13 protein-coding genes are annotated in these 23,098 nt (G+C 66.6%); 5 read left to right on the top strand and 8 right to left on the bottom strand.

What is annotated here, in order from left to right; all coding sequences use genetic code 11:
* The first annotated feature begins 1 nt into the window (after nt 1).
* Nucleotides 2-973: an NAD-dependent epimerase/dehydratase family protein gene (locus tag KNN16_RS04535; RefSeq protein ID WP_299284141.1), complete on the top strand. Its 972-nt coding sequence runs from the start codon at nt 2-4 to the stop codon at nt 971-973.
* Nucleotides 958-4,491, top strand: a complete 3,534-nt coding sequence (locus KNN16_RS04530; protein ID WP_299284143.1) for a tetratricopeptide repeat protein — start codon at nt 958-960, stop codon at nt 4,489-4,491. Before KNN16_RS04535 ends, KNN16_RS04530 begins: the two co-directional genes overlap by 16 nt.
* Here KNN16_RS04530 and KNN16_RS04525 read toward each other — a convergent pair.
* From KNN16_RS04525 to KNN16_RS04515, 3 genes are all read right to left on the bottom strand, one after another.
* A complete protein-coding gene (locus KNN16_RS04525) occupies nt 4,460-5,974 on the bottom strand; it encodes a hypothetical protein (RefSeq protein WP_303899294.1) in 1,515 nt (504 codons plus the stop codon). The two genes, KNN16_RS04530 and KNN16_RS04525, sit on opposite strands and share 32 nt — an antisense overlap.
* 34 nt (nt 5,975-6,008) lie before the next feature.
* Complete coding sequence (locus KNN16_RS04520) at nt 6,009-7,874, bottom strand: glycosyltransferase (protein WP_303899292.1); 1,866 nt, start codon at nt 7,872-7,874, stop codon at nt 6,009-6,011.
* Between the two features lie 114 nt (nt 7,875-7,988).
* Entirely contained in the window at nt 7,989-9,974 is a 1,986-nt protein-coding gene (locus KNN16_RS04515; RefSeq protein WP_303899289.1) for a cellulose biosynthesis cyclic di-GMP-binding regulatory protein BcsB, read from the bottom strand.
* Between the two features lie 736 nt (nt 9,975-10,710).
* On the opposite strand from KNN16_RS04515, the gene KNN16_RS04510 reads away from it, so the two are divergent.
* The 3 genes from KNN16_RS04510 (at nt 10,711) to KNN16_RS04500 (ending at nt 15,007) form a co-directional block, all read left to right on the top strand.
* Complete coding sequence (locus KNN16_RS04510; RefSeq protein ID WP_303899287.1) at nt 10,711-12,453, top strand: ATP-dependent DNA ligase; 1,743 nt, start codon at nt 10,711-10,713, stop codon at nt 12,451-12,453.
* Between the two features lie 179 nt (nt 12,454-12,632).
* A complete protein-coding gene (locus tag KNN16_RS04505; RefSeq protein WP_303899285.1) occupies nt 12,633-13,964 on the top strand; it encodes a cytochrome ubiquinol oxidase subunit I in 1,332 nt (443 codons plus the stop codon).
* Nucleotides 13,964-15,007 (top strand): hypothetical protein, encoded by a 1,044-nt coding sequence (locus KNN16_RS04500; protein ID WP_303899283.1) that lies wholly within the window; start codon nt 13,964-13,966, stop codon nt 15,005-15,007. Before KNN16_RS04505 ends, KNN16_RS04500 begins: the two co-directional genes overlap by 1 nt.
* Nucleotides 15,008-15,070: 63 nt before the next feature.
* On the opposite strand, the gene KNN16_RS04495 is transcribed toward KNN16_RS04500, so the two are convergent.
* The 5 genes from KNN16_RS04495 to KNN16_RS04475 all read right to left on the bottom strand — a co-directional run bounded on the left by KNN16_RS04495 (nt 15,071) and on the right by KNN16_RS04475 (nt 23,053).
* The gene (locus tag KNN16_RS04495; RefSeq protein WP_303899280.1) at nt 15,071-18,730 is read right to left on the bottom strand and encodes a 5'-nucleotidase C-terminal domain-containing protein; all 3,660 of its coding nucleotides are present in this window, start codon (nt 18,728-18,730) and stop codon (nt 15,071-15,073) included.
* A 78-nt stretch (nt 18,731-18,808) separates the two neighbouring features.
* On the bottom strand, nt 18,809-19,699 hold the full coding sequence (locus tag KNN16_RS04490) for a serine protease (protein ID WP_303899279.1): 891 nt from the start codon (nt 19,697-19,699) through the stop codon (nt 18,809-18,811).
* Nucleotides 19,700-19,793: 94 nt separating this feature from the next.
* Nucleotides 19,794-20,084, bottom strand: coding sequence for a GYD domain-containing protein (locus KNN16_RS04485; protein WP_303899276.1), 291 nt, complete (start codon nt 20,082-20,084; stop codon nt 19,794-19,796).
* A 447-nt stretch (nt 20,085-20,531) separates the two neighbouring features.
* On the bottom strand, nt 20,532-21,104 hold the full coding sequence (locus tag KNN16_RS04480) for a CHRD domain-containing protein (protein WP_303899272.1): 573 nt from the start codon (nt 21,102-21,104) through the stop codon (nt 20,532-20,534).
* A 215-nt stretch (nt 21,105-21,319) separates the two neighbouring features.
* The gene (locus tag KNN16_RS04475) at nt 21,320-23,053 is read right to left on the bottom strand and encodes an alkaline phosphatase family protein (protein WP_303899269.1); all 1,734 of its coding nucleotides are present in this window, start codon (nt 23,051-23,053) and stop codon (nt 21,320-21,322) included.
* Nucleotides 23,054-23,098: the final 45 nt, after the last annotated feature.

Here is a 23,098-nt window from a genome sequence, read left to right as displayed (position 1 = left end):
TATGCGGATCCTGGTGACCGGCGGCGCGGGCTTCATCGGCTCCCATCTTGTGGAGCGTCTCCTTCAGGAGGGTTATGCTGTCACCGTCCTGGACGATCTGAGCGGGGGACGCCTGGAGAACCTGGAGGCGGTTCGGGATCATCCCCGCCTTCGCATCCTCATCGGAGACGTCACGGACCCCGTCGCCCTTCGCCGGGCTCTCGAAGGCGTGGAGTGGGTGTTCCATCTGGCAGCGGTGGTGGGGGTGCCGCGGGTGCTGGCGGATCCCCTGCGAACGATGCGGGTGAACGTCCGGGGGACGGAGATGGTCCTCGAGGCTTGCGCCGAGCGAGGTCTCCCGGTCTGTCTCGCTTCTTCCTCGGAGGTCTACGGGAAAGGCATCCGCTGGCCGGCGGCGGAGGAGGATGATCTGCGGCTGGGCCCGCCGACGGCTTCCCGATGGATCTATGCCGTGAGCAAGCTGTTGGACGAGCACATGGCGATGATATGGGCAGGCCGGGGCCTGCGAGTCAGCGTGGTCCGCTATTTCAACGTCTACGGCCCTCGGGCGGACCCGGAGGGCTACGGCTATGTGATCGCCCGTTTCATGGATCAGGCCTTACGGGGGGAGCCGCTGACGGTGTATGGGGACGGACGCCAGACCCGCTCCTTCATTTACGTGGAGGACGCAGTGGAGGGGACCCTGCGGGCGGGGTTCCTCCCGGAAGCGTTCGGGCGGATCTTCAACATCGGGCGTGCAGAGGAGATCTCCATCCGGGAGCTGGCGGAGAAAGTGCGCGCCATCACGGGGCGCCCGGTGCCGGTCCGGTTTGTGCCGTTCTCGGAAGTCTACGGCCCCGGTTTTGAGGAGACCCCTCGACGGGTTCCGGAGGTCTCGCGGGCGCGGGTTTTGCTGGGCTTCGAGGCCCGTGTTACCCTGGATGAAGGTCTGCGACGAACCTGGGAGTGGTGGCGGGAATGTCGACGCGGCTGAGCCGATGGTGCGATCGGGTTCTGGAAGCCGGGTGGCTGATGGCGGCGGTCATCGCCCCCCTGTTCTTCAACATCTACACCAGTCGGGTCTTCGAGCCGGACAAGCTCACCCTGGTGCGCTCCATCGCCCTGGTGATGGCGGCTGCCTGGATGATCAAGCTGGTCGAGGCCTGGGGGCAGCGGATCCCGCTCACCCAGGCCCTCGGCTTCTCCGGGCGAACCCCTCTGGTTCTTCCGGCCCTGGCCTCAGCGGTCGTCTATCTCATCTCCAGCGTTCTTTCCCTCGTTCCCTACACCAGCTTCTTCGGCTCCTATCAGCGGTTGCAGGGAGCATACAGCTGGCTGGCCTATCTGGTGATCTTCTTCAGCCTCCTGGGAGCGCTGCGCACCCGGGCCCAGTTTGAGCGGCTGGCCCTCACGATGGTGCTCACCAGCCTGCCCGTGGCGGTCTACGGCCTGATCCAGCGCTACCGGCTGGATCCCCTGCCCTGGGGCGGCGATGTCACCAGCCGGGTAGCCTCCCATATGGGGAACGCCATCTTCGTGGCTGCTTATCTCATCATGGCCTTCATGTTCACCCTGGGACGGCTGGCCGAGACTTTCCATTCCATTTTGACCGCTGAGCCTCCTCGCAACAGCGATGTGGCCCGGGGGGCGCTCTATGTCTTCATCGCCACGGTGCAGGCCGCTACCATCTACTTCAGCTTCAGCCGGGGCCCCTGGCTGGGGCTGATGGGTGGTTTGTTCCTCTTCTTGGTGCTCTGGCTGGTGATCCGGCGCCAGCGGAAAGGGCTGTTCGCCGTCCTCGGTCTCTCCGCGCTCGGGTTTCTTTTTCTCATCCTCCTCAATATCCCGAACGGGCCGCTGGAGCCCCTCCGCGGATCCCCCTATATCGGCCGGCTGGGCCATATCTTTGAGACCGAGACCGGCACGGGCAAGGTCCGTGTGCTGATCTGGCAGGGCGCGCTCCGGCTGGTGCTTCCCCACGAGCCGATTCAGGATCCCCAGGGCCGCCCCGATCCGTTTCACCTCCTCCGGCCGTTCATCGGCTATGGGCCGGAGTCCATGTATGTCGCCTACAATCGGTTCTATCCCCCGGAGCTGGCGCATTACGAGGCCCGCAACGCCTCGCCGGATCGTTCTCACAACGAAACTTTCGATGCGCTGGTCCACACAGGCCTTCTGGGCTTCCTGGTTTATCAGTGGCTGTTCTTCTCGCTGTTCGCCTATGGGTTGCGGAGCCTGAACCTGATCCACGGAGGCCGGGATCGGATCCTGCTTCTGAGCCTCTGGGCCCTCGGGGCCGCGGCGACAGGGCTTTTCTTCGCCCTTCGATTCGGCTGGCACTTCATCGGGGTGGCGATCCCCGCGGGGACGGTGCTGGGGCTTCTGGTCTACCTGGTGTTTGCCACCCTGCGGGCTTCCGGGGAGCCTCCCATCCAGCATCCCCATCGCTTCATGCTGATCGCCCTGCTCGGGGCGGTCCTGGCCCATTACATCGAGATCAACTTCGGCATCGCCATCGCCTCCACCCGAACCTGGTTCTGGGCTTTCGCGGCGATGATCGTCGTTCTCGGGGAGAGCTGGCTGGCGGAGCCGGCTCCGGCGCGCGCTTCCTCTGCGCAACCGGCGATCCCGGCGCGCAAAGGGAAAGGAGCCACGCGTCGGCCTCGCCGCGAGGAGCCGCTTCCCTCCCCGACCCGCCCGTGGTGGCCGATGATCGCCTCCCTCGGCTTGTTGATGGCCCTGATGCTGAGCCTGCTTTCCTATGAGTTCATCACCAACCAGGGCCAGCGGCTGGATCTTCTCTCTTTGATCGTCACCAGCCTGACCCGCCTTCCTCTGCAGGGCAACCGGTTCTCTCCGTTCATCCTGGTGATGTTCCTGTTGACCGCCGGCCTGGGCGCGGCGCTGGTGCTGGCCGAAGGGATCCGGCGCGAGTGGCTTCCGGTCGGGAAGTGGTCGGAGGCGCTGGCGCTGTATGGGCTGGTGGCGCTGGGGGGCTGGCTGGGATACACCCTGATCCATGCCGGTCTGCTGGCGGCCCTGATCGCCCGCGCGCCCCAGACCGTGGAGGATGTCCTGCGCCTGGCGGAGGGCGTGGCGGGCCTGTTCGATGGGCTGGTTCTCTTTCTCTTCGTGGTGCTGGTCCTGCTGGTTTTCCTGATCTCCCGGGAGGAGCCGGAGGCGGGAGATCCATCAACCGGATTGGGGTTGCTGATGGCCCCTCCGGCATGGATCGCGGTGGCGATCCTGGTCTGGGCGGTCAACCTGAACCCTATCCGGGCCGATGCGATCTACAAGCAGGGCGATCCTTGGGATAAGCAGGGGCAGTGGGAGGTGGCCATCCTGCTTTATCGGCGGGCCATCGAGTATGCGCCTCGGGAGGATTTCTACCACCTCTGGCTGGGACGGGCTTTGCTGGAGAAGGCTTCCCGGGCACCGGAATCGGCCTCCCGGCAGATCCCGGAGGGCGTCTCTTTCGAGCGAGCTTTTCAAGCGCTCACCCTGGAGCAGCTGGTGCGCTTGTCCCGGGGGGATCTTCTGGAGATCACCCGAGCGGTCCTGGAGCGGGCGCGCGATCTGAATCCACTCAACACGGATCATACCGCCAACCTGGCGCGAATGCATCGGCGATGGGCGGATCTCCTGCTGGATCCCCGCTATTGTCGGACGCGCATCCATCTTCCGGAGATGCCGCCGGAGTTCGTCCGGCACGTGGAGCAGGCCAGCCGGTATTACGAGGAGGCGACCCGGCTCAGCCCGAACAACGCGGTTCTGTGGAACGAATGGGCCAGCGTGGACCTGTATCAGCGAAACGATCTGGATTCCGCCGAGCGCAAGCTGCAGCGCTCTCTGCAGCTGGACGATCGTTTCGATCAGACCTATCAGCTCTATGGGGATCTCCTGATGGTGCGCAGTGAGGTGGTGGCGGATCCCCAGGTCCAGCGGATGTCCATGGAGCGGGCGGAGGGTTTCTATCGTCGTCTGGTGGAGCTGCAGCCTGACCATGCGACGGGCTGGGCGGCTCTGGCTTACCTGCGGGATCAGCTGGGGAGGGCAGCGGAGGCTCAGGCGGCGCGGGCCCGTTTGGCGGCGCTGCTCCAGACCCGGCCGGATGGATGGCAGTCTATCGGAGACTTTTTCCTGAGCCATGCGGATTGCGCGCTGGAGCGCTCGCGGGCGCAGCCGCTTTACCGGGAGGCGGCGGAGGCTTACGGGCAGGCTCTAACGGCCAACCCCGGCGCCCTCACAGCGGCCTTGCGGCGAGGGTATGCGTTGCGAGGAGCGGGGGATCTGGAGGGAGCGGTGGGGGTGTTCCGCCAGGCGCTGCAGGTCGCGGGGGAGCATCCGGATGTCTGGCTGTTCTATCGGGAGCTGGCGGTGACGCTGGCGATGCTGGGCCGGAAGGCGGAGGCGGAGGAGGCGGCGGATCAGGCCTGGCGCCGTGCCCCCGCGGTTGAGCAGCCGGGCCTTCAGGCGCTCTTTACCCAGCTGGGCCTTTCGATCCGCCCGTAGTCGGGGCGACCCGTCGGTTGCTCCTACCTTTCATCCCGGGAAATCGTTCCCCCCGCTGCGCCCGGAGGGTCTCCGGTGGTCTTAACTCCTCAGGGCTCACCTTGCGGTAAAGCTTCCACCCGGGCCAGGTGATCTCCAGCCGGAATCCGGTGGGAGGGCGCTGGCGGTAGCGGGCCTCCAGAGGCGTGGGGAATCCATCCTCCGTGTCCGGGACGAGAACGTACGCGACGAACCGGGCGGGCTGGCTCACGGCCAGGTCGAAGATCGGATCGGGGGGAAGGATGAAGGGGCATGCGGTGCCGGCCAGGGCGATGATCCGATAGGCATGTCGATCATCTGTGAGCACGCTGCCGCAGGTCTGCGATCGTAGATAGGTTGCGATCTCTCGTTCCATGGCTTCCACCTCAGGTGCTTGTTTCTCAAACACGACGGTCCACCAGCGTTCCATCTCCCCCTGGCGTGTTGCGAACCATCCGGTGGGGATCTGGAGCAGTGCCAGGAGAAGCAAGGGGAGCCCCCAGCGTCGAGGGGTTCGGGCGGGGATCCCGGAGAGGGCGAAGAGGATCCAGAGGCTCAGGCTCAGTTCGCGGGGAAAGGCCCAGCCCAGGTTCCAGGCCAGCCAGTTCAGGGCAAGGGGGATGAGGTAGGCAGGCAGGCGTCGGGGTTGCTGCCATGCGATCAGCAGTCCGGCCCCGATATATAAAGGGGCGCTGATCAGCCTTTGAAGGAGCTCCCGGATCATTGGAGTGGGAGAAAGGAACGCTTCCTCCGGACGCAGGGCGGCCAGCAGGCTGGAGCCCGGCTCATAGAGGAATCCCAGCGGCGCGCCGGTGAACAGCCATGCCAGATACATCCATGCGCCGATGGATAAAGCGGAGGGGAAGAGCATGACCAGCAGGATGGCGATCGCATGTCGGATCCCGCGCAGGCGCGTGAAGAGGGGGGTGGAGAGGGCGAAGGCGATGGCGAAGGCGGGGGCGTAGAAGCTGACGTAGAAGCTGAAGCCGATTAGTAAAGCGGAGAGGAAGGCGGCGTCGGTTCGCCCATGCCGGGTGAACGCCAAATACAGACGCCAGGACCAGAAAAAGAGAAGCAGGGCGCAGATCATCCCCAGCCGCTGGGTGGCCAGGAACAGGCTGGTGGGGGTGGCGATGGCGCTCAACAGGAGCCCCGCTCGGATCCAGGTGGGGAAGGGCAGGATCTCGAGGCGTTTCCACACGCTCCAGGCCAGCAGGCCTCCGAGGAGGCTGGCCAGGATGGTGGCGGTTGTCGGGGAGGGGTGGATGAGAAGCATCAGGGCGGGTAATGGCGGGTAGGCGAATCCGATCCATTCCACCCGTCCTCGATCCCGGATCAGCAAGGCTTTCTCGATCAGATGAGCGTGTTCGTTGCTCAGGAACCCGGCCTGGAGCGCTGTCAGCCCGGTGGTGAGAAAGGGCGTGCTCAGGACCCCGATGGTGAGCCCCTCTCGGAGTCTCTCCATCCAGGGATGCGCTCGGCTGTTCATGCTCAGGGTTCTATCGCCGTAGCCAGTGGCTGATCCCATGGCGGGTTTTCTCCCAGTAGAAGGGCCGGGTGAAGAGCTGCCAGAGCGCCTTGTAGGCGGCGATGCTGTGCAGAACCCAGTATACAGGTGTCAGCAAGGCCCATGGGATCAGGTCATAATACCCTCGTTTGAAGCCGGCCAGCATGTTCAGGTAAATTGCGATGGCGTTGCCAAACAGTAGATTAAAGAGATTGATGTAAAGAACCGGGGGTGGGAAGAAGGGATCCAGGGCGCGGGTTTGTGTGATGACCCACCACAGGAACATGGCCCACATCCACGGCGCGGACAGGAAGGTCAGTGGGGTTCCGCCCACCAGCAGAAGGAAGCCGGCAGCTTTCCGGAGCCCCACGCGTCGGATCAGCTGCCATGGGTTGCGGGTGTGAACCAGGGTGGTTTGCATGTAGCCTTTGATCCATCGGGAGCGCTGGCGGATCCAGTTTCCGACCTGAGTGTTGGCCTCTTCGTAGGTTGTGCTGTGGATGACTCCGACTTCCCAGCCCTCCACGGCAGCGCGGATCCCCAGGTCGGCGTCTTCGGTGACGTTGAAAGGATCCCAGCCGCCCAGCATGCGCAATCGTTCGGTGGGGAAATGATTGCTGGTCCCGCCAAGGGGGATCGGCAAACCCAGCCGGTGCAGGCCGGGGAGCATGTGGTCGAACCAGTAGGAATACTCCAGGGTGAACATGCGGGTCAGGAAGTTCTCCCTTGCGTTGAAGTAGTTCAGGGCGGCCTGGACGCATGCGAGCCGTTCTCCGCCCTTCCGGAAGGCCAGCACGGCTTTCTTCAGCTGGTCAGGTTCCGGCTGATCCTCCGCGTCGTAGATCACCAGGTAATCCCCTGTGGCGAAGAACAGGCCGATGTTGCAGGCTTTTGGTTTCGTCCGGGGCATCGCGTTTGGGATCCGGATGAAGTAGACGTTTCCGGGAGGGCGCGCGGCTTTGGCCGCCTCCAGGGTTTCCTGGTCGTCTTCCTCCAGCAGGAGGAGGATCTCCAGCTTTTCCCTCGGGTAATCCAGGCGGGCCAGATTGGCCAGCAGCGTCTGGATGACCTCGGCCTCCCGATATATCGGAACCAGGATCGTGTAGCGAGGAAGCTCTTCATCTTTCAAGGCCCGGATTTCTTCTTCCCGGATTGCGACCTCACGCTCGTAGCGGGCGCCTACCATTGAGACGGCGAATTTGAAGAGGATGCTTGCGAGGAAGAAGATGTTGATGGCGGCGTTGATGGCGATCAGGGTTGCCCGGGGGGTGATGCCCAGGGCGAGGAGGGTTCCGATGAGGAGCAGCGTCATGACCAGGAATTGGCCGGGGGTGAAAACTGTGTGGGCGGACTCCTCTGGCCGGCGGTAGTAAAGGCCATAGGTGGCGGTGGTGAGGATCTCCGTTCGGAAGGCTCGAAGCAGGATCTGCCGGATATCCCATTCAGTGGTGGCTCGGATCCGGGCGATGGGTTGTCCGAATAGGCGTTGGGCTTCTTCCAGGACGATGGGGTCTGGCCGGCGGGCAGTGGCGATCTCCAGGCCTTCTTCCAGCTGGCGGAGGGGGATCAACTGGCGGGCCAGCATCTGCTCCGGGGGGAACCGGCGGAGCAGTTCTGTATCGGGAGGCTCCTGGAGGAGATCCACAAAGGGGATTCCCCAGAGCTCGGCCAGCGTGCGGTAGAGGTCGTAGCGGCGCACCAGGCCGCGGGACAGGAGGATCTGTCCCAGCGGCTCCCGGGTGCGGGCCTGGATCTCCAGCGCCCATTCCAGATCTTCCGGGCGGAGCAGGCCGCGGGCGATGAGTGCCTCCCCCAGTCGAAGCGGGCGATGAGATGTCTGCTCCAGGATGCCTTCCATGGGCTGGAGATCGTTGCCTCGGGATTGCGAGGATTTGGAATGCTGGGATCGAAGGCCATCGATTGGCTCTATATGGCTATGCGAACCCATTCCGGGCTTGCCCTTCGGCCCTCTTTATCCAGATTCCGGCTTATGACTATGCGAATCCGCGGGGCGCCCGGACCCCTCTAAACCCGCCGGCCGCCTCCGCACGACCCGCGGATACGCCCAGATCAAAAACCCCAGCACCCCCACCAGCATCACCCCCAGCGCCCACGGCCAGAGCCGCTCCCACACCCCTCCCCCCACCGGCGGCAGCGGCTCCACCCGCCACCCGCTCCCCCGCACCCGCCACGCCACCGGCTCGCCCCCCACCGGCCACAGCCACACATCCCCCTGCAACCCAAACCACCCCAGCTCCCGGTCCATCCCCTCCACCCATCGACCGAGATCCACCTCCCGCCCCCATCGCGTCAGCACCAGCACCTCCCTCCCCCGATCCTCGAAGGCCTCCAGAACCAGAAACGCGCGCCCCGGATCCACCCGGAACCCCTCCCGCCCATCTACATCCACCAACCGAAACGGACGGGGATCCAGCGGCAGATCCAGGCCCGCAAGCCCCTCCGCCTCCTCCGTGATCAGCACCAGCCCCCCGGAGGTCCGCACCGCCTCCTCCCATGGACGCACCTCCGGACGCAGGGGACGATGCGTCGCCTGCTGCAACAGCACCACCAGGTCCGCCGCCGCCTGAAGGGTCGACGCGTTCAGCGGACGCAGGCCCACCCCAAACGCCGGCATCAGGCTCTGCGGAAAGCGTTCGAAGCCCGGCGGCAGATTCTGCCCCCGCTGGAACTCCAGGCTCGAGCGCCCATCGATGAACACCGTGATCGGATGCACCCCCACGCGACACTCCCCTCCCGGCGGCGTGTAATCCACCCGGACGATCACCGTGTTGTCTCGCCGCCACAACCCATCCGGAAACGCGATCCGCCGATCGAAGGCGCCACCCGGCAGCGGTTCCGCCGCCACCAGCCCCCCGTTCAGGAAGACCAGCAGGCTCGCCGTCCCACCCTCCGGAACCGGGGTGGCGCGGCCGACGAGGCGCAGGCGCACCCCTCGAACCGGGCCGCCGAGATCCGCCTGGGAGAGGAACAGCCGGGCCTCCATCGGCCCCGAACCCCGCATCTGAATCTGAGGCCAGCCGAGCTCGGCCAGGGTCACCGGCCCGGATATGCCCTCCTCAGCGGGAGCGATCCGTTGCGGGATCACCTCCGGAAACGCCATCACCTCCCCATACCGGATCACCCCCTCCGCCAGCTCCACCACCCGCTCCGGCGGGGCCTGGACCTCCAGAGCCGGGAAAAGGCCTTCCGCATCGAAACGCAGACGAAGGCGAGCCTCCCCCCGGCGGATCTCGATCCGACGACGCCAGGGATCCGCTGCGCCCGCAAAGGACCCCTCCCCCAACCGGATGGAGACCGTCAGGGGATGCCGGCCGGCCAAACGCGCGCCGAGGGCGACCAGGCGCAAGGCCGCCGTCGCCTCTTCCGGCCCGGGACCTGCGGGAAGGTTGACCTCCAGCGCGCGCAGATCCGACGGCCAGAACCCGGCGATCGTCCGGGGCGGCTCCGGGGATCCTTCCAGACGCACCCGCAGGTCCTCCAGCTCCACCCGCTCGCTGGAGCCCGCCGCGCAGATGTCCAGCCGCGGCGGGGGGATCAACCGCCACACCAGCGTCAGCCGCCCCCGGGTCACCGGCGCCCCCTGCAAGGCGACCGTCAACGTCCGCTCGGCCAGCCCCAGCGGGACCCAGGTCAACGTGCGCACGCCATCCCCGATCTCCAGCCGCCCGCCGTTCAGGCCGGGCGTGCTGCGCAGGCGACCGGTCAGCTCAACCGGCCGCAGGCCCTGCGGCACCGGGATCGTCACCCACTGCTCCCCGGAAGGCGCGCTCAGCACCAGAGGCTCCGAAACCCCCAGCTCCCGGAGGGAGATCTCCCATGCCGCCGGCGAACCCTCCTGAAGGGGACTCGTCGGGATCGAAAGGGAGGGGAAACGCACGAAGCCCGCCAGGGACAGCGCGAGGATCCACCGTTTGGCCGATCGCTTCCACGCGCTCATGGAATCCACCGTTCTGGAAGATGAATGCAGGCTCAGCATCCCTATTATAGGCAAACTTTCAGGCCGGACGCTGATCTCCTCTTGTGGCGAGGGAGAAAGGCCGTCCACGAATGAGGCACGAATACACGAATGTGGATAAACAGAGGCTCCGATTCAGCCTCGACCTTTGCGCCATCGAAGGTGGAGGTTCGGGACTAAAGCCCCTCCTACAGAAACCGTCTTTTTGTAGGAGCGGCTTCAGCCGCGACCCTTTGCGTCATCGAGAACCAGGGTTCCGGGTTACCGAAGCGGCTTTCACTGCAACCCTTGCGTCATCGAAGACGGAGATTCGGGGCGAAAGCCCCTCCTACAGCAGCCATCTTTTTGTAGGAGCGGCTTCAGCCGCGACCCCTGCGTCATCGAGAACCAGGAGCTCGGGGTTGCCGGAGCAGCCTTCACCGCAACCCTTGCGTCATCGAGGGCAGAGAGTTCGGGGCTAAAGCCCCTCCTACAGAACCCATCTTTTTGTAGGAGCGGCTTCAGTCGCGACCCTTTGCGTCATCGAGAACCAGGGGTTCCGGGTTACCGAAGCGGCTTTCACTGCAACCCTTGCGTCATCCAGGATGATGGCGGGCAGTCGCCCTGCTTGAACCCCATGGCGCGCTGTAGGACAACGACTCGCAGCGGAGCGCCCGCTTGCCCGTTTGGATTATCATGAGAGTGCGAGTCCCATTCTCAAGCATCAGGAGACCGGCCGATGCGGTTCGCGGAGCTGGTAGAGTATTTCGAGCGGTTGGAGGCCACGACCAAGCGCCTGGAGATGTTCGATATCCTCAGCGAGCTCTTCCGGGCGTGCGATCGGGAGGAGATCGACAAGGTGGTCTACTTCTGCCAGGAGCAGCTGCTGCCGCCCTTCCGCGGGATCGAGATCGGCATGGCGGAGAAGCTGATCCTGCGGGCGATCGCCCGGGCCACCGGGACAACGGAGGATCAGGTCAGCCGGCTGAACAAGGAGCGCGGGGATCCGGGGCTGGTGGTGGAGGAGCTGCTCCGACAGCGGAAAGCCCGCTCCGCCGGCCTGCGCGTCTCGGAGGTCTACGAGGCCCTCCTGCGCATCGCCGAGACCACCGGGGAGGGCAGCGTGGAGCGCAAGGTGGGGATGCTGGCGGAGCTCCTCCAGGCCTCCTCCCCCAAAGAGGCCCGCTACATCGCCCGCTTCGTCCTGGGGCGCCTGCGCCTGGGCGTGGGCGACCCCACCATCCTGGACGCCCTGTCGAAGGCGATAGCCGGCGATCGCAGCCTGCGCCCGGAGCTGGAGCGGGCGTATAACCTGTGCTCCGACCTCGGCCTGGTGGCCCGCACCCTCTTCGAGCAGGGCATCGAGGGGATCCGCGCCTTCCGCATCCGCGTCGGGCATCCGATCCGCCCTGCCCTGGCCGAGCGGCTCCCCAGCGCCGAGGAGATCGTCCAGAAGCTGGGCCGGTGCGCCGTCGAGGTGAAGCTGGATGGGTTCCGCTGTCAGATCCACAAGGACGGGGATCGGGTGGAGATCTTCTCCCGAAACCTGGAGCGCACCACCCCCATGTTCCCCGAGCTCATCGAAGCGGTCCGCCAGCAGATCGACGCCCGGGAGGCCATCCTGGAGGGCGAGGCGGTGGCCGTCAACGAGGAGACCGGCGAGATCTATCCTTTCCAGGTGACGGTCCAGCGCAAGCGCAAGCACGGCGTGGAGGAGATGATGCGGGAATACCCGCTGGTCCTGTTCGCCTTCGATCTCCTCTACGCCGACGGCCACGATTACACCCCGGAGCCCTACGCCGCGCGCTTCGAGGCCCTCTCCCGGCGGATCCGTCCCGACGGCCGCATCCGCCTGGTGGATCGCATCGTCACGGACGACCCGCGGGCGATCCAGCGGTTTTTCGACGAGGCCATCGCCCGGGGCATGGAGGGGATCGTGGCCAAGCGCCTGGACGCCCCCTATCAGGCGGGGGCCCGCGGGTTCCACTGGATCAAGCTCAAGCGCTCCTACAAAGGCGAGCTGACGGACACCATCGACGTCGTGGTGGTGGGTTACTTCCGGGGTCGGGGGATGCGGGCGAAGCTCGGCATCGGGGCCCTGCTGGGCGCGGTTTACGATCCCGATTCGGACACCTTCAAGACGGTGGCCAAGATCGGCAGCGGCCTCACCGAGGAGGAATGGGTGCGGCTCCGGGAGATGCTGGATGCCATCCGCGTGGAGCACCGGCCGGCCCGCGTGGATTCGCTGCTGGAGCCCGACGTATGGGTGGAGCCCCGCTATGTGCTGACGGTGCTGGCGGACGAGATCACCCGCTCGCCGGTCCACACCTGTGGCCGGGCCGATGAGGAGCCCGGCTATGCCCTGCGCTTCCCACGGGTGGTGGGGTGGATCCGGGAGGACAAAGGCCCGGAGGACGCGACCACGGTGAAAGAGATCCTCTCCATGTTCCAGATGCAGAAGCGCGTGCAGCTGGGCGGATGATCCCGGAGCGATGCACCCTCTATGAGCGCTTCGGCTCAGTAGTCGTTCGGTGGTCGCGCGCCCAATCTCGCGATATGCTTTAAGAGGAATTCACCGGTGGAAACCGGCAGGGGGGCCATCGCAACGCGCCAGGGATCGGGCGGGACGGCGGATCCCATGGCCACGGAGGCGGATTCCCGATGGAATATCCGGTCTGGGTGGTTCCCTTCCTCACGGCCCCCATGCTGATCCCCCTGGTGGCGATCCCCCATGTGATCGTTGCGCAGTTCGCCGTCGGGGGCGGCTTCCTCCTGGCGGACGGCGTGACGTGGGCCTACCGGCATCGTCGGGCGGACGTCCTGGCTTACCTGCGGGATCTCGCCCGCTTCTTCGTGCTGCTCACGATTGTCTTCGGGGCCGTCACCGGGGTGGGCATCTGGTGGACCATCGGGCTCACCGCGCCGGAGAGCACCAGCGCCCTCATCCACGTCTTCGTCTTCGTCTGGGCGACCGAATGGGTGGTCTTCGTCCTGGAGATCGTCTCCGCCTTCGCCTTTTATTACCTCTGGGATCGGCTGCGGCCCCGGGAGCATATGGCGATGGGCTGGATCTACGCCGCATCGGCCTGGCTCAGCCTGGTGCTCATCACCGGGATCACCTCCTTCATGCTCACGACGGGCCGCTGGACCCCGGAGCGGGATTTCTTCACGGCCTTCTTCAACCCGTCGTTCCTGCCCCAGGTGCTGATCCGGACCGGTGGGTCGCTGGCCATCGCCGCCTTGTGGATTGGGGTGCACCTCTCCCTTCGGGCCCCGGAGCCCTTGCGGGAGGAGATGATCCCCCGCTTCTCCCGCTGGGCCATGGCGGGCATGGCGCTCATCCTGATCGGCGGGCTCGGCTACTTCGCCGTGCTGCCGGATCACGCGCGGCTGAACATGGTCCGGGCGCCGCTGCTGCTGATCATGACCGCTTTGAATTTCGGAGCCACGCTGATCGCCCTGGCCGCCTTCGGCCTGGGCCACCTGCGGGGCGGCCGCTGGATCAACCCGCCGGAGGCGCTGCTGATGCTCCTCATCGGGGCGGTGGCCATCACCAGCGGGGAGTTCCTCCGGGAAGGAGCGCGCAAACCGTATCGCATTGAGGGCTATATTTTCTCCCCGGGCGTCCGCGTCGCAGAGGTCCCCACGTTGCAACGGGATGGCCTCATCGCCCATTCCCCCTGGCTGCAACAGTATCTGCAGGAGAACCTGGGGTTGCCGGAGGAGGCCCTGCGGGATCCGGCCCGCCTTCCGGAGCCCCAGAAGGTTCAGGTCGGGGAGGCCCTTTACAACTATCATTGCGCCGCGTGTCACGCCCTGGATGGCTACAACGGGATGCGCCCTCTGATCCAGCCCTGGACCCCGGAGATCATCGCCGATGCCGTCCGGCATCTGCATCGGACCAACCCGGCCATGCCGCCGTGGCTGGGGAACGAAGCGGAGCGGGAGGCCCTGATCGCTTATCTTGTCGCGTTGCAGAAAGGAGGGCCGTGATGCCCCCCATCCCGAAGCCTGATCCCCTGGGGATGCCGATCCCGGCGGTTTACCTGTTCGCCCTCAAGGTCTTCGGCTTTTTCCTGCACATGGCCTTCATGCAGCTCTGGCTCGCCGGGTTGCCGGTCGCGGTGGCCCTCTGGCGGTTCCGCCCCTATGTCGCGGAGCGCCTGATCGCCGCCATGCCCTTCGCCATGGCCTTCGGGATCAACGCCGGGATCGTCCCGTTGCTCTTCCTGCAGACCCTCTATCCTCAGTTCTTCTACCCGGCCACCATCCTGCAGGCCTGGTTCTGGTTCCTGATCATCCCGCTGCTCCTCATCGCTTACACCGCGGTTTACCTGGCGGCCTTCGGGCGCTGGCGGGTGCTCGCCAGCCTGATCGCTGCCCTCCTGCTGACGTGGATTGGCGCCCAGTTCGCCGCAGCCATGACGCTGACCGCCCGGCCCGAAGGATGGATGGGGATCTTCCGCGCCACGGCGACGGGGGGCGCCGTCCATGGATTTGCCCTCGCCCTGGATCGGGAGGCGCTCCTCCGGCTGGGGCTGATGGCGGGGATGGCCTTCGGCACGGTGGCGGCCTTCCTGGCCGGGCTCGCCGGGTTCGGACGTCGGGATCCAGAGCTCGCGGCCCAGGTCCGGCCGCTGGTTCCCTTGTTGTATATCATCGGCCTGGGGCTCTTCGGCCTGGCCGGGAGCCTTTACGCGCCGACGGTGGCGGATCGGCTGCCGGCGGCATTGCAGCGGGCGGCGGCCTTCAGCATGCCCCTTGCGACCCTGCTCGCCGGGCTCTATGGGGTCCGTCCGGGTCGTGGGACAGCAGGGGCCCTGGTCCTTGCGCAGCTCGGCGTGCTCCTGAGCAACGCCATCGCTCGGCAGGTTGTCCAGGCTACGGAGATCGGCCGGTGGGTGGATTTGGGGCAGGTTCCCGTGCGGGGGGAGTGGGGGAGCGTGGCCCTCTTCCTGATCACCCTCCTCCTGGGGCTCGGCGTCCTGGCCTGGATCCTCCGCACGGCCTGGGTTCGGACGCGGGAGGCTCCTTAATCCAGACCTCGTCAATGGGCTGGGGGGGAGCCTGTAGACTCCCCCCCAGCTTGTTTGCATCCGCTACGGCGTCACGGTTGGGCAGCCGGCCCCGGTGCAGACGATGCGGCCCTGGATGGCCGGGGCCACCGGGCTGGTGGCCTGAACGTAAGCCTCCAGGACCTGGTCCATCAGCTCACGGGTGTAGGCCCGGCCGATCAGCACCGGATAGCCATCCCCGCCCGAGGCCATGAAGTCGTTCATGGCAATGGTGTAGGTCGCCGCGGCGGAGAAGTCCACAGCGGGGCCGGTGCAGGAGCCATCCGCCGCCTGGCGCACGGCGCCCACCACCCGGCTGCCGGCCGGCGCGCCGATGTCATAGGTGAAGCACAGGCCCGAGACCTGAGGGAACCGGCCGTCCGCGGCGGGCATGCGGGAGACGCCGTTCTCCAGGATGGCTTTGAGCTCCGCCCCGTTGACCTGAAGGGTCACCACCACGTTGCCGAAGGGCAACACCTCCAGGATGTAGCCCCGCCGGATGTTGAAGAACCCGGTCGCCGCATCCACATCGCCCGCCCGGGTGAGATCCGCCCGCAGGCCCCCGGAGTTGGTGATGGCGAAATCCACCCCATACGTGAACCGCATGGCGTCCGTCACCAGGTTCCCGATCTTCGACTCACAGGTGCGGCCCAGCGGGTTGCCACAGGCGTCCGCCCGCGGGATGGCGACCTTCGAGCGGCCGACGACCTGGTTGAGGATAGGAGCGAGCTCCGCCTGTAATTCATCCAGACGGGCCTGGATGGCCGGATCGGGGGCCATGCCGATGTTCCACGGGAGGTGATAATCAGCGGTCTTGTAGACCACACGCCGCGTGTCCGCGTCCACCACCAGCCGGACCCGGGTGAAGCGGCGCCCGTATTCCAGGCTCTCGACGACCAGGACCCCGTTGGGCCGCATGGTGTTCACGAGCGCGTGGGTGTGGCCGCCGATCAGCAGGTCGAACCCCCGCACCTGATCCGCCAGGTCGATCAGCGGCCCGGTCGGCGCATCCAGGGGGCCCATCGCGCCCAGATGCCCGACCCCGACGATCACCCGGACCCCACGGGCGCGCAGCTGGTCCGCCTCCCGCTGAATGGCCGGCAGGGGATCGGTGACGATGAAGTTCTCCATCCGGCCGGGGAAGACCAGCTGAGGGGTATCCGGGGTGGTGAAGCCGATCACGCCGATGGGCACCCCATCGACCTCGAAGACCCAGGACGGCTTCCACTCCGACGGGGTGCGCAACGTGCTCTGATCCACCACGTTCGCGGAGAGATACGGATACCGGGCCAGCGGGATCAGGACCGTGCGCAGATAGGTGGCCCCACGGTCGAACTCATGGTTCCCCAGAACATCCGCATGGAGCCCCACCATGTTCCAGATCTCAATCGTCGGCCGGTCCCCGAAGAAGTTGGAGATGGGCGGGGTGGCCCCCACCGAGTCCCCCGCGGCCAGGATGAGGGTCTCCCCGCGCGCCTCCGCCCGGAACCGGTCGAACCACGCCTTCAGGAAGGCCGCGCCTCCGATGGAGAAGGAAGGCCCCACCGTGTCCGCCCGCTCGCTCCGCGGCAACAGGTTGCCGTGGAAGTCGTTGACGGTCAGGATGGTGATCTCCTTCCATTTCACATCGTGATGGGTGCGGCCCCGCCCCTCGAAGAGCTCATAAAGGATGCGCCCGCTGGCGTTGCGCGGCCCAGGGATCCCCAGATAGAAGGCGATGGTGGGCGCGAAGTCGATGGCCCGCACGCCGGAGATCCGCATGGGGCGGATGCCCGGACCGGCAGCGAGGAAGACAGCACGCATATTGATGTTATGCTCCAGATCCACCAGGTCCGGCATGTAGCCGTGCTGCCCGAAGAAGGGGGCGTCGGCGATCTTCACGCCCGGCGTGGGGGCATCGAACTGGTAAGGCGGGAAGAGCACCACCACCACATCCCCGCTGCGGTTCGGATGCAGGGAGTCCCCGCCGGGGAGGTTCCGGAGCTCCTCTTTCTTGAAGATGCGATCCACCACCTTCGCCGAGGGGTGGTCTGGATCCCGGAGGTTGGCGAAGGCCTCGATGGCCGCGTTACGAACATCCTCATAGGTGATCCCGGACGGCAACGAGGGGTTCACGTAGATCTGCACCGTCCCGCCGGCCCAGCAGGCCTTGGCCAGGTCTGTGGTCGCCGCGCCGCAGTTGCCGGTGGCCGTGGCGCCGCTGGCGTGCAGGGAGACGCCCTTCACGCTGGCCTCATACAGCACGCGGCGGGCGTTGACCGCTTTCCACTGGGGGGCGAAGCCGTGGTCGGAGGAGGCGAAGACGGCGGCACCGGGCATCCGGCGACGGGCCAGCCCCAGGGTGGCGTCAGCCCCCTGATAGGCCCGGCGGATGAAGCCTTCCCGGACCGCCACCCGGCCATCGGGCATCCCATCCCGGTCCGCATCGTCGTAGACCGGGTTCGGCGTCCCGTCGGGCGCCGTGGGGGTCACCAGGGCCATGAACTGGTGGGAGAACTCATCGGTGACGGGATAGCCCAGGAAGAGGACCTCCGTGTCCGGCTGGGCGACGGTGAGGATGTATTCCAGGATGCGATGGTGGGCGTCCTCCCAGAACAGTCCCTGCTCCACATAAGTCTCCTCATCCACCAGCCCGGCCTCCAGCGGTGCGAAATCCGCCGCCGTGGCCGTCGGGAAGTCCCGCGCGAGGGTCTCCTCGAAGGCCTGGGAGCCCTCCGCGCCCCGGGCGTTGAAGGAAGCGTTGATCCGGGTCACCGAGGTGAAGTAAAGGCGGAAGCGGGAGAGGTCCGGCGTCAGATCGATCACCTTGACGTAGAAGCCGGCGGTCTGGCCTGCGCGGGAGCCGGTGAGGGAGACCTTGATATCCGCCCACTCCCCCTGCCGGAGGTTCGCGGCCACCACGCTCGCATCCTTGTCGGTGTCCAGGATCACTCGATCGTAATCGGTTCGTCCGTCATCCGTGCTGTCGTAGATCAGCACGTAATACGTCCGGTGGGGGTTCACCGCGGTCGCCGTGGAGGTGATCACCAGCACCGCCTCCATCGGCGGGCTGAAGGATGGGGGAAGGTTCGTCCAGCCCGCCGCCGGCCGGAGGTCCACCCGCTCATAAGCCAGACCGAAGGCCTGGGCCCCGGCGGGCTGCCCGGGGAGATCATAGTTCACCAGGACCCCCCGCATGGAGAAAAAGGTGCGGAAATCCACCACCGGCCCCTGGAGAGGTGGGTTCAGGTTGCGGGCGCCCACCCACTCCACGGAGGCCACCTTCTTGCCGGCCCGCTCCGCCGCCTGGAGCAAGGTGTCCGCCTGGAGGATGCCGAAGGTCGCGAAGGAGGTCCTGCCGGTGAACACATCTCCGGTGCGATGGAAGGTGTTGTTGGTGGAGCCGTGCTCGCCGGGCCCGGTGCCCGTGGCCAGGGTATACCAGCCCACGCCGGTGTTGGGCGGGAAGGCCTGGATCAGGCCGTTCTCCCCCACCGCGCCCCGGTGCAGGAGCTCAGCGAAGGTGGGCATCAACCCTTCCCGGGCGTAGCGCTCCATCAGGTCCGGGCGCATCCCGTCCGCGGCGAAGATGATGATGCGATCCACCGTGGGCTTGGTCGGCGGGGTCGGGGCGGCCGGCCCTGTCGGGACCGCCCCGACCAGGATCATCGCCACCGCCGCCAGCGCCATCGCCCTGCGCATCCAGCGTGCGGAATGGGTGAACATCTCAACCCCCTTATCGGAGGAGAGGACGGGGTGGCGGCCGCGCGGCCGCCACCCCAAGGACCCGCAAGGGGATCGCCCTCACGGTGTGTCCCAGAACCCTGCCAGAAACTCAAGGGAATCCCGGATATCCGTCCGATAAGCGAAGGCGGCGCCCTTGCAGTTGGCGTTGAGGACGAAGGAGTTGACCCCGACGATCACCTCCTTCCCATCCTCCGCGCGGTGGAGCACCGGCCCGCCGGAGTCGCCGAAGCAGGTGCCGCCCGGCCCCACGCCCTTCCCCGGGCTGTTGGAGTAGTGGAGGTTGTAGCCATCGGTGAGGGCGCTGCGGAGGTTGACCAGGCTCACCGTCCCCACATAGCGGGTGCGCTCCCCGAGGTACACCGGCTTCACCAGCTGCAGGCCGTAGCCCACCACGGTGAACTGCACATCCTGCAGCCCCCGCCGGGTGGCCAGGCCGTCCAGGTAGCCCTGGGGAGCGATGTGGCCGTATTGTCCCCGCGTCGCCTCCGCCGGGAGGGACTCATCGAACGTCACCACCCCGATGTCATGGGTGTTCGGGATGGTCAGATAACCGGTCCACCCCGGGTGGGCATGGGGGGTCCCCCAGAAGCCGCCGGCGCATGGATAGCCGGTGAAAGAGCCCCCCTCACAGGACATCCCAGGCTTCCAGGCAGGGTCCCGTGCGATCGGCCCCGGATCGAACCAGACCTGGGCGTAGGAGGGGGCGAAGCCGAGCTCGGGGTCGGAGCCGGTGCAATGGCCGGCCGTCAGCAGCACCGTGGGCGAGACCAGGGCCCCGGTGCAGCGCCAGAGGGGAACCTTGTGTTCATCATAGAAGACCACGAGGCCCACGTAGGGGTGACCGTATCCATCCGGCTGGCCGTATTGCACAGCCGCAACGGGGGCCGCGCGGAGCAGCCCCACCATCCCCAGGATCAGCGTTAGGATCAACAGGATCCGGAACCGCATGGGAACCTCCTCCCACAGGGTTTGGGAACGGCAGGCATGGACTGAAGTCGAACGGTCCTTCGCGGCGGGCTCCGCCGCGACGCTTCCCTGCCTCTTATGGGGCGATGGCCTTGAAGCGCTCCCAGGGGATCAGCACCCAGGTCTCGGTGGTGGCGTGGCCCAGGGTGCGGATCACCGCGCTGGCCCGGGCCGCCACCTCCTCGTTGGGCGCCTCGATGATGTCCAGGTAATCGCACGGCCCGAGGACGGCGTAGCTGGCCACCCATCGGGCCTCCGGGACCTGAGCCTGGAGGGCCTCGCTCACCTTCGCCCCCAGCTCCTGGATCGCCCCCGGGCGGGCGAGGGCTTCCGGCGAGAGCCGCGTGAGAATGGCATAAAGGGGCATCGCTCACCTCCTCAAGAAGAGAGGGCTCAAAAGCGGCGGTCCTTTCCGAGGGGGCACAACGGGCGCAGCGCTCGAGCGGGGGCTGAAACTCAGGGCCAGCAGCAGGGCCATCAGGCCCGCACCCATCCAGCGACGGAGGACCATGGGTCCCTCCTTATCACAGGATTCGGGGATCCTGCCATCGCGCCCTTCGCAGCCCAATTATATCTCGATCTCGCAACTCATGGGTTCGAAAACGGTCAAAAATGGTTAATTTATTTTAACCTTACTGACGCGACTTCATGCGGGATTCACGAAAACCGAAGCGCTGCAGCGCCTGGGAGTCGCCGGTGGGGCGGATCCCCAAGGTCCGCCCCACCGTTGAGGTTCCTCTCAGGGGAGGTGCTTCCACGCAGGATCGATGAGGAAAGATCCCAGCGATCCGGTTGGCCCACCGGAGCGAGGCGACTAAGGACGGAACGCTGGAAAGACCCGATGATCGATCTGCCCCCGGATCTCTCCGGTGGCCATATCCCCAGGCCCTGTGTTCTTCGGCGCTACGCCATCGTCCGTATGCACGTTCACATAGGCGTTGCCGCTGGCCATCGCCTCGAGCAAGTCATGAAGGGATTTCCCGGCCAGCGGACCCGTCAGGTGAGCTGCGGTGATCGTCCCCTCCGCCAGCACGCCGTCGAAACGGCCCCCGCCCGGCGACACAGGGCCGAACAGGAAAACCACGATTGGACCGTTCACCCCGCGCGCGCCCAGGTGGATGTGGGCCATGAACACGTTGTGGATGTTGGCGACGATCAGCTTGTAGTGGATCGCCGATCCATCCGGCGCGACCTCAAACAGGGCCACGCCTCGCGCCCGGGTCGGCACCGGCGGGACCTCCTCGCCCCCGGAGAGAACGGCGACGAAATTCCCCGGGAAGGCTTCCCGCCCTCCGGAAGCCATCGCCCGGGAGGAGGAAACCGAAGCCATCCCCAGGATCCCGAGAACCAGCAGGATCCCCACCCATCGCCGCCATAGACGTCCCATGGCACCCTCCTTTCCCGTTTCGGAAGGCCGATCGCTGGGTCTAATTTAGTTCTAACTTTAATCCGATTTCCAATCAGTGTCAATATCAGAAATTCTGACATTCGTAAGGTCTATCTGACCAAAAGACGAGGCGGAGTCTAAATCTAAATGACAAAAAACCCGGGGTGGCGGAGGGGCCACCCCAGGCGAGCGATGCGGTTCCCTCAGAGACGCTCTCAAGGGGCCTGCTCGCGCGGCCCCCGATGGACCAGGGCCTCCCGGAGCCAGCGCCCCGCGCGGCCGATGCTGGCCCCCAGGGCCGGGCCCACCAGGGCCATCGGCACGCCCGCCGGATCCGGGAGGCCGGGCAGGCTCAGATAGAAGGCGCTCAGGGTCAGCAGATCCAGGTAATACTTGAACCCCCACCCCAGGTCCGGAAGGCCCCAGGGGAAGGAAACCCCATACGCCCAGTAGAAGAGCAACACCTGGAAGGCGAAGAGCAGGGCGATCCCCCCATACGCCCGCAGGATCCCTTCCCAGGCCTCCCCCCAGCGACGTCCTTTCCAGATCCCAAGAAGCAACGCCACCGCCATCAGGCCCAGCAGGGCATCCAGCACCCGGGCCATGAAGAAGGCCTCGATCTGGGCCTCGGTGTTGAACACCGAGAGGGACCATCGGTATCCGCGCCCGAAGTAGAGCCCCCACACGATCCCCAGGAAGAGCAGCGCCCCTGTTAGGATCCCGGCGCGATGGGGCGGTCGGAACAGAAGGACCGCCCCGATGGCGATCAGCGCCAGGCCGAGGAGGGCCACGGGAGCCCGCCTCAGGCGATCTCGCGCCAACTGCTCCCCATACGCCTGAGCCAGCGCCCGGGCCGCCGCCTCATCGAAAGCGCGGAGATCCGCCGCCGCGACCACCTCCGGGAAGGAGGTCGGCGGCCGTCCCAGGACCGCCTCCACCCGATGGATCAGGGCGGCCCGCTGTCCCGCGGAGGCCCGAGCGATGGCGTCCAGGGCTTCTGAAGGCCCTTCCAGCGCTTCCAGCAGCGGACGCCCCATCGCATGCGTCGGGATCGGAACGCCCAGCAGGGCCGCCACCGTGGGCGCGATGTCCGCCTGGGTCCCCTGCCCTTCCACGCCCGCCTGGATCCCTTTCCCGACCATCACCAGGGGCACCTCTTTGACGATGGGCTCCCAGCCGCCGTGGCCGCCCGTGTCGATATGGCCGTGATCGGTGGTCACGATCAGGGTCTCGCGGCTCAGGTCCATCGCCGCCGCCACCCGGGCCAGCCGCTCATCCGTCCGCCGGACCATCTCCCGGTAGGCGGGGGAAGCGCCCCCGAAGGCGTGGCCGTATTCGTCCGGTCCGGCGAAGTAGATGAGGACCAGACGGGCTTGCGGGTCCCGCAGCAGGTCCAGCCCGCGGGCCAGGAGCGCTTCATCCAGGCGATCGACCTCCTCGGGGCGATCCAGGGGCACATCGGGCACCTCCAGGCGATCGAACCAGGGGCCGAAGAGCTCCTTCCATCCACCCGTGCCGGCCCCCACCACCCGAAGGCCCGCCCCGTGAGCCTCCCGGAAGATGGAGTCCACCGGGACCGGGCCCTGGAACCAGTTCGTGGTGACCCCGCTGAGTCCCTGCCAGGCCCCGCTGCCGATGACCGTCCACCCCGGATACGAGAGGGAGGGCTCGCCGGTCCGGACGATGTAGCGAGCCCCCCGCGCGGCCAGCCGGTTCAGGGTCGGCATGGCCGCGGCCGCCGTGTCCTGGCGCAGGCCATCGATGACCACCAGGACCACCCGTTCGGTCAGGGGTGGCGTGGAGGGCGGCGCGGGAAGGTCCGCCGCGAGGTAGGGGCTTCGATACGCCACCACGCTGTTCCAGGAGAACAACGCCAACCGAACGCTGCCCCAGCCTATCAGGCTCAGGATCAGGATGAGGGAAAGCCACCCAAGCGCCCGCCGGCCCATGACCATCCTCCTCGTGGCGGATCTCCTTCGACGTCATCTCCTTCT

The organism is Thermoflexus hugenholtzii, from assembly GCF_018771565.1.
In the GTDB taxonomy this organism is placed as follows: domain Bacteria; phylum Chloroflexota; class Anaerolineae; order Thermoflexales; family Thermoflexaceae; genus Thermoflexus; species Thermoflexus hugenholtzii_A.
Note: the sequence above shows the minus strand (reverse complement) of the source record. Positions and strands in the feature narration are given on the sequence as shown.

Excerpts from the sequence above, each read along its gene's own strand:
- KNN16_RS04535 (WP_299284141.1), top strand. The coding sequence starts at position 2 with ATGCGGATCCTGGTGACCGGCGGCGCGGGCTTCATCGGCTCCCATCTT.
- KNN16_RS04530 (WP_299284143.1), top strand. The coding sequence starts at position 958 with ATGTCGACGCGGCTGAGCCGATGGTGCGATCGGGTTCTGGAAGCCGGG.
- KNN16_RS04525 (WP_303899294.1), bottom strand. The coding sequence starts at position 5,974 with ATGGAGAGACTCCGAGAGGGGCTCACCATCGGGGTCCTGAGCACGCCC.
- KNN16_RS04520 (WP_303899292.1), bottom strand. The coding sequence starts at position 7,874 with ATGGAAGGCATCCTGGAGCAGACATCTCATCGCCCGCTTCGACTGGGG.
- KNN16_RS04515 (WP_303899289.1), bottom strand. The coding sequence starts at position 9,974 with ATGAGCGCGTGGAAGCGATCGGCCAAACGGTGGATCCTCGCGCTGTCC.
- KNN16_RS04510 (WP_303899287.1), top strand. The coding sequence starts at position 10,711 with ATGCGGTTCGCGGAGCTGGTAGAGTATTTCGAGCGGTTGGAGGCCACG.
- KNN16_RS04505 (WP_303899285.1), top strand. The coding sequence starts at position 12,633 with ATGGAATATCCGGTCTGGGTGGTTCCCTTCCTCACGGCCCCCATGCTG.
- KNN16_RS04500 (WP_303899283.1), top strand. The coding sequence starts at position 13,964 with ATGCCCCCCATCCCGAAGCCTGATCCCCTGGGGATGCCGATCCCGGCG.
- KNN16_RS04495 (WP_303899280.1), bottom strand. The coding sequence starts at position 18,730 with ATGTTCACCCATTCCGCACGCTGGATGCGCAGGGCGATGGCGCTGGCG.
- KNN16_RS04490 (WP_303899279.1), bottom strand. The coding sequence starts at position 19,699 with ATGCGGTTCCGGATCCTGTTGATCCTAACGCTGATCCTGGGGATGGTG.
- KNN16_RS04485 (WP_303899276.1), bottom strand. The coding sequence starts at position 20,084 with ATGCCCCTTTATGCCATTCTCACGCGGCTCTCGCCGGAAGCCCTCGCC.
- KNN16_RS04480 (WP_303899272.1), bottom strand. The coding sequence starts at position 21,104 with ATGGGACGTCTATGGCGGCGATGGGTGGGGATCCTGCTGGTTCTCGGG.
- KNN16_RS04475 (WP_303899269.1), bottom strand. The coding sequence starts at position 23,053 with ATGGGCCGGCGGGCGCTTGGGTGGCTTTCCCTCATCCTGATCCTGAGC.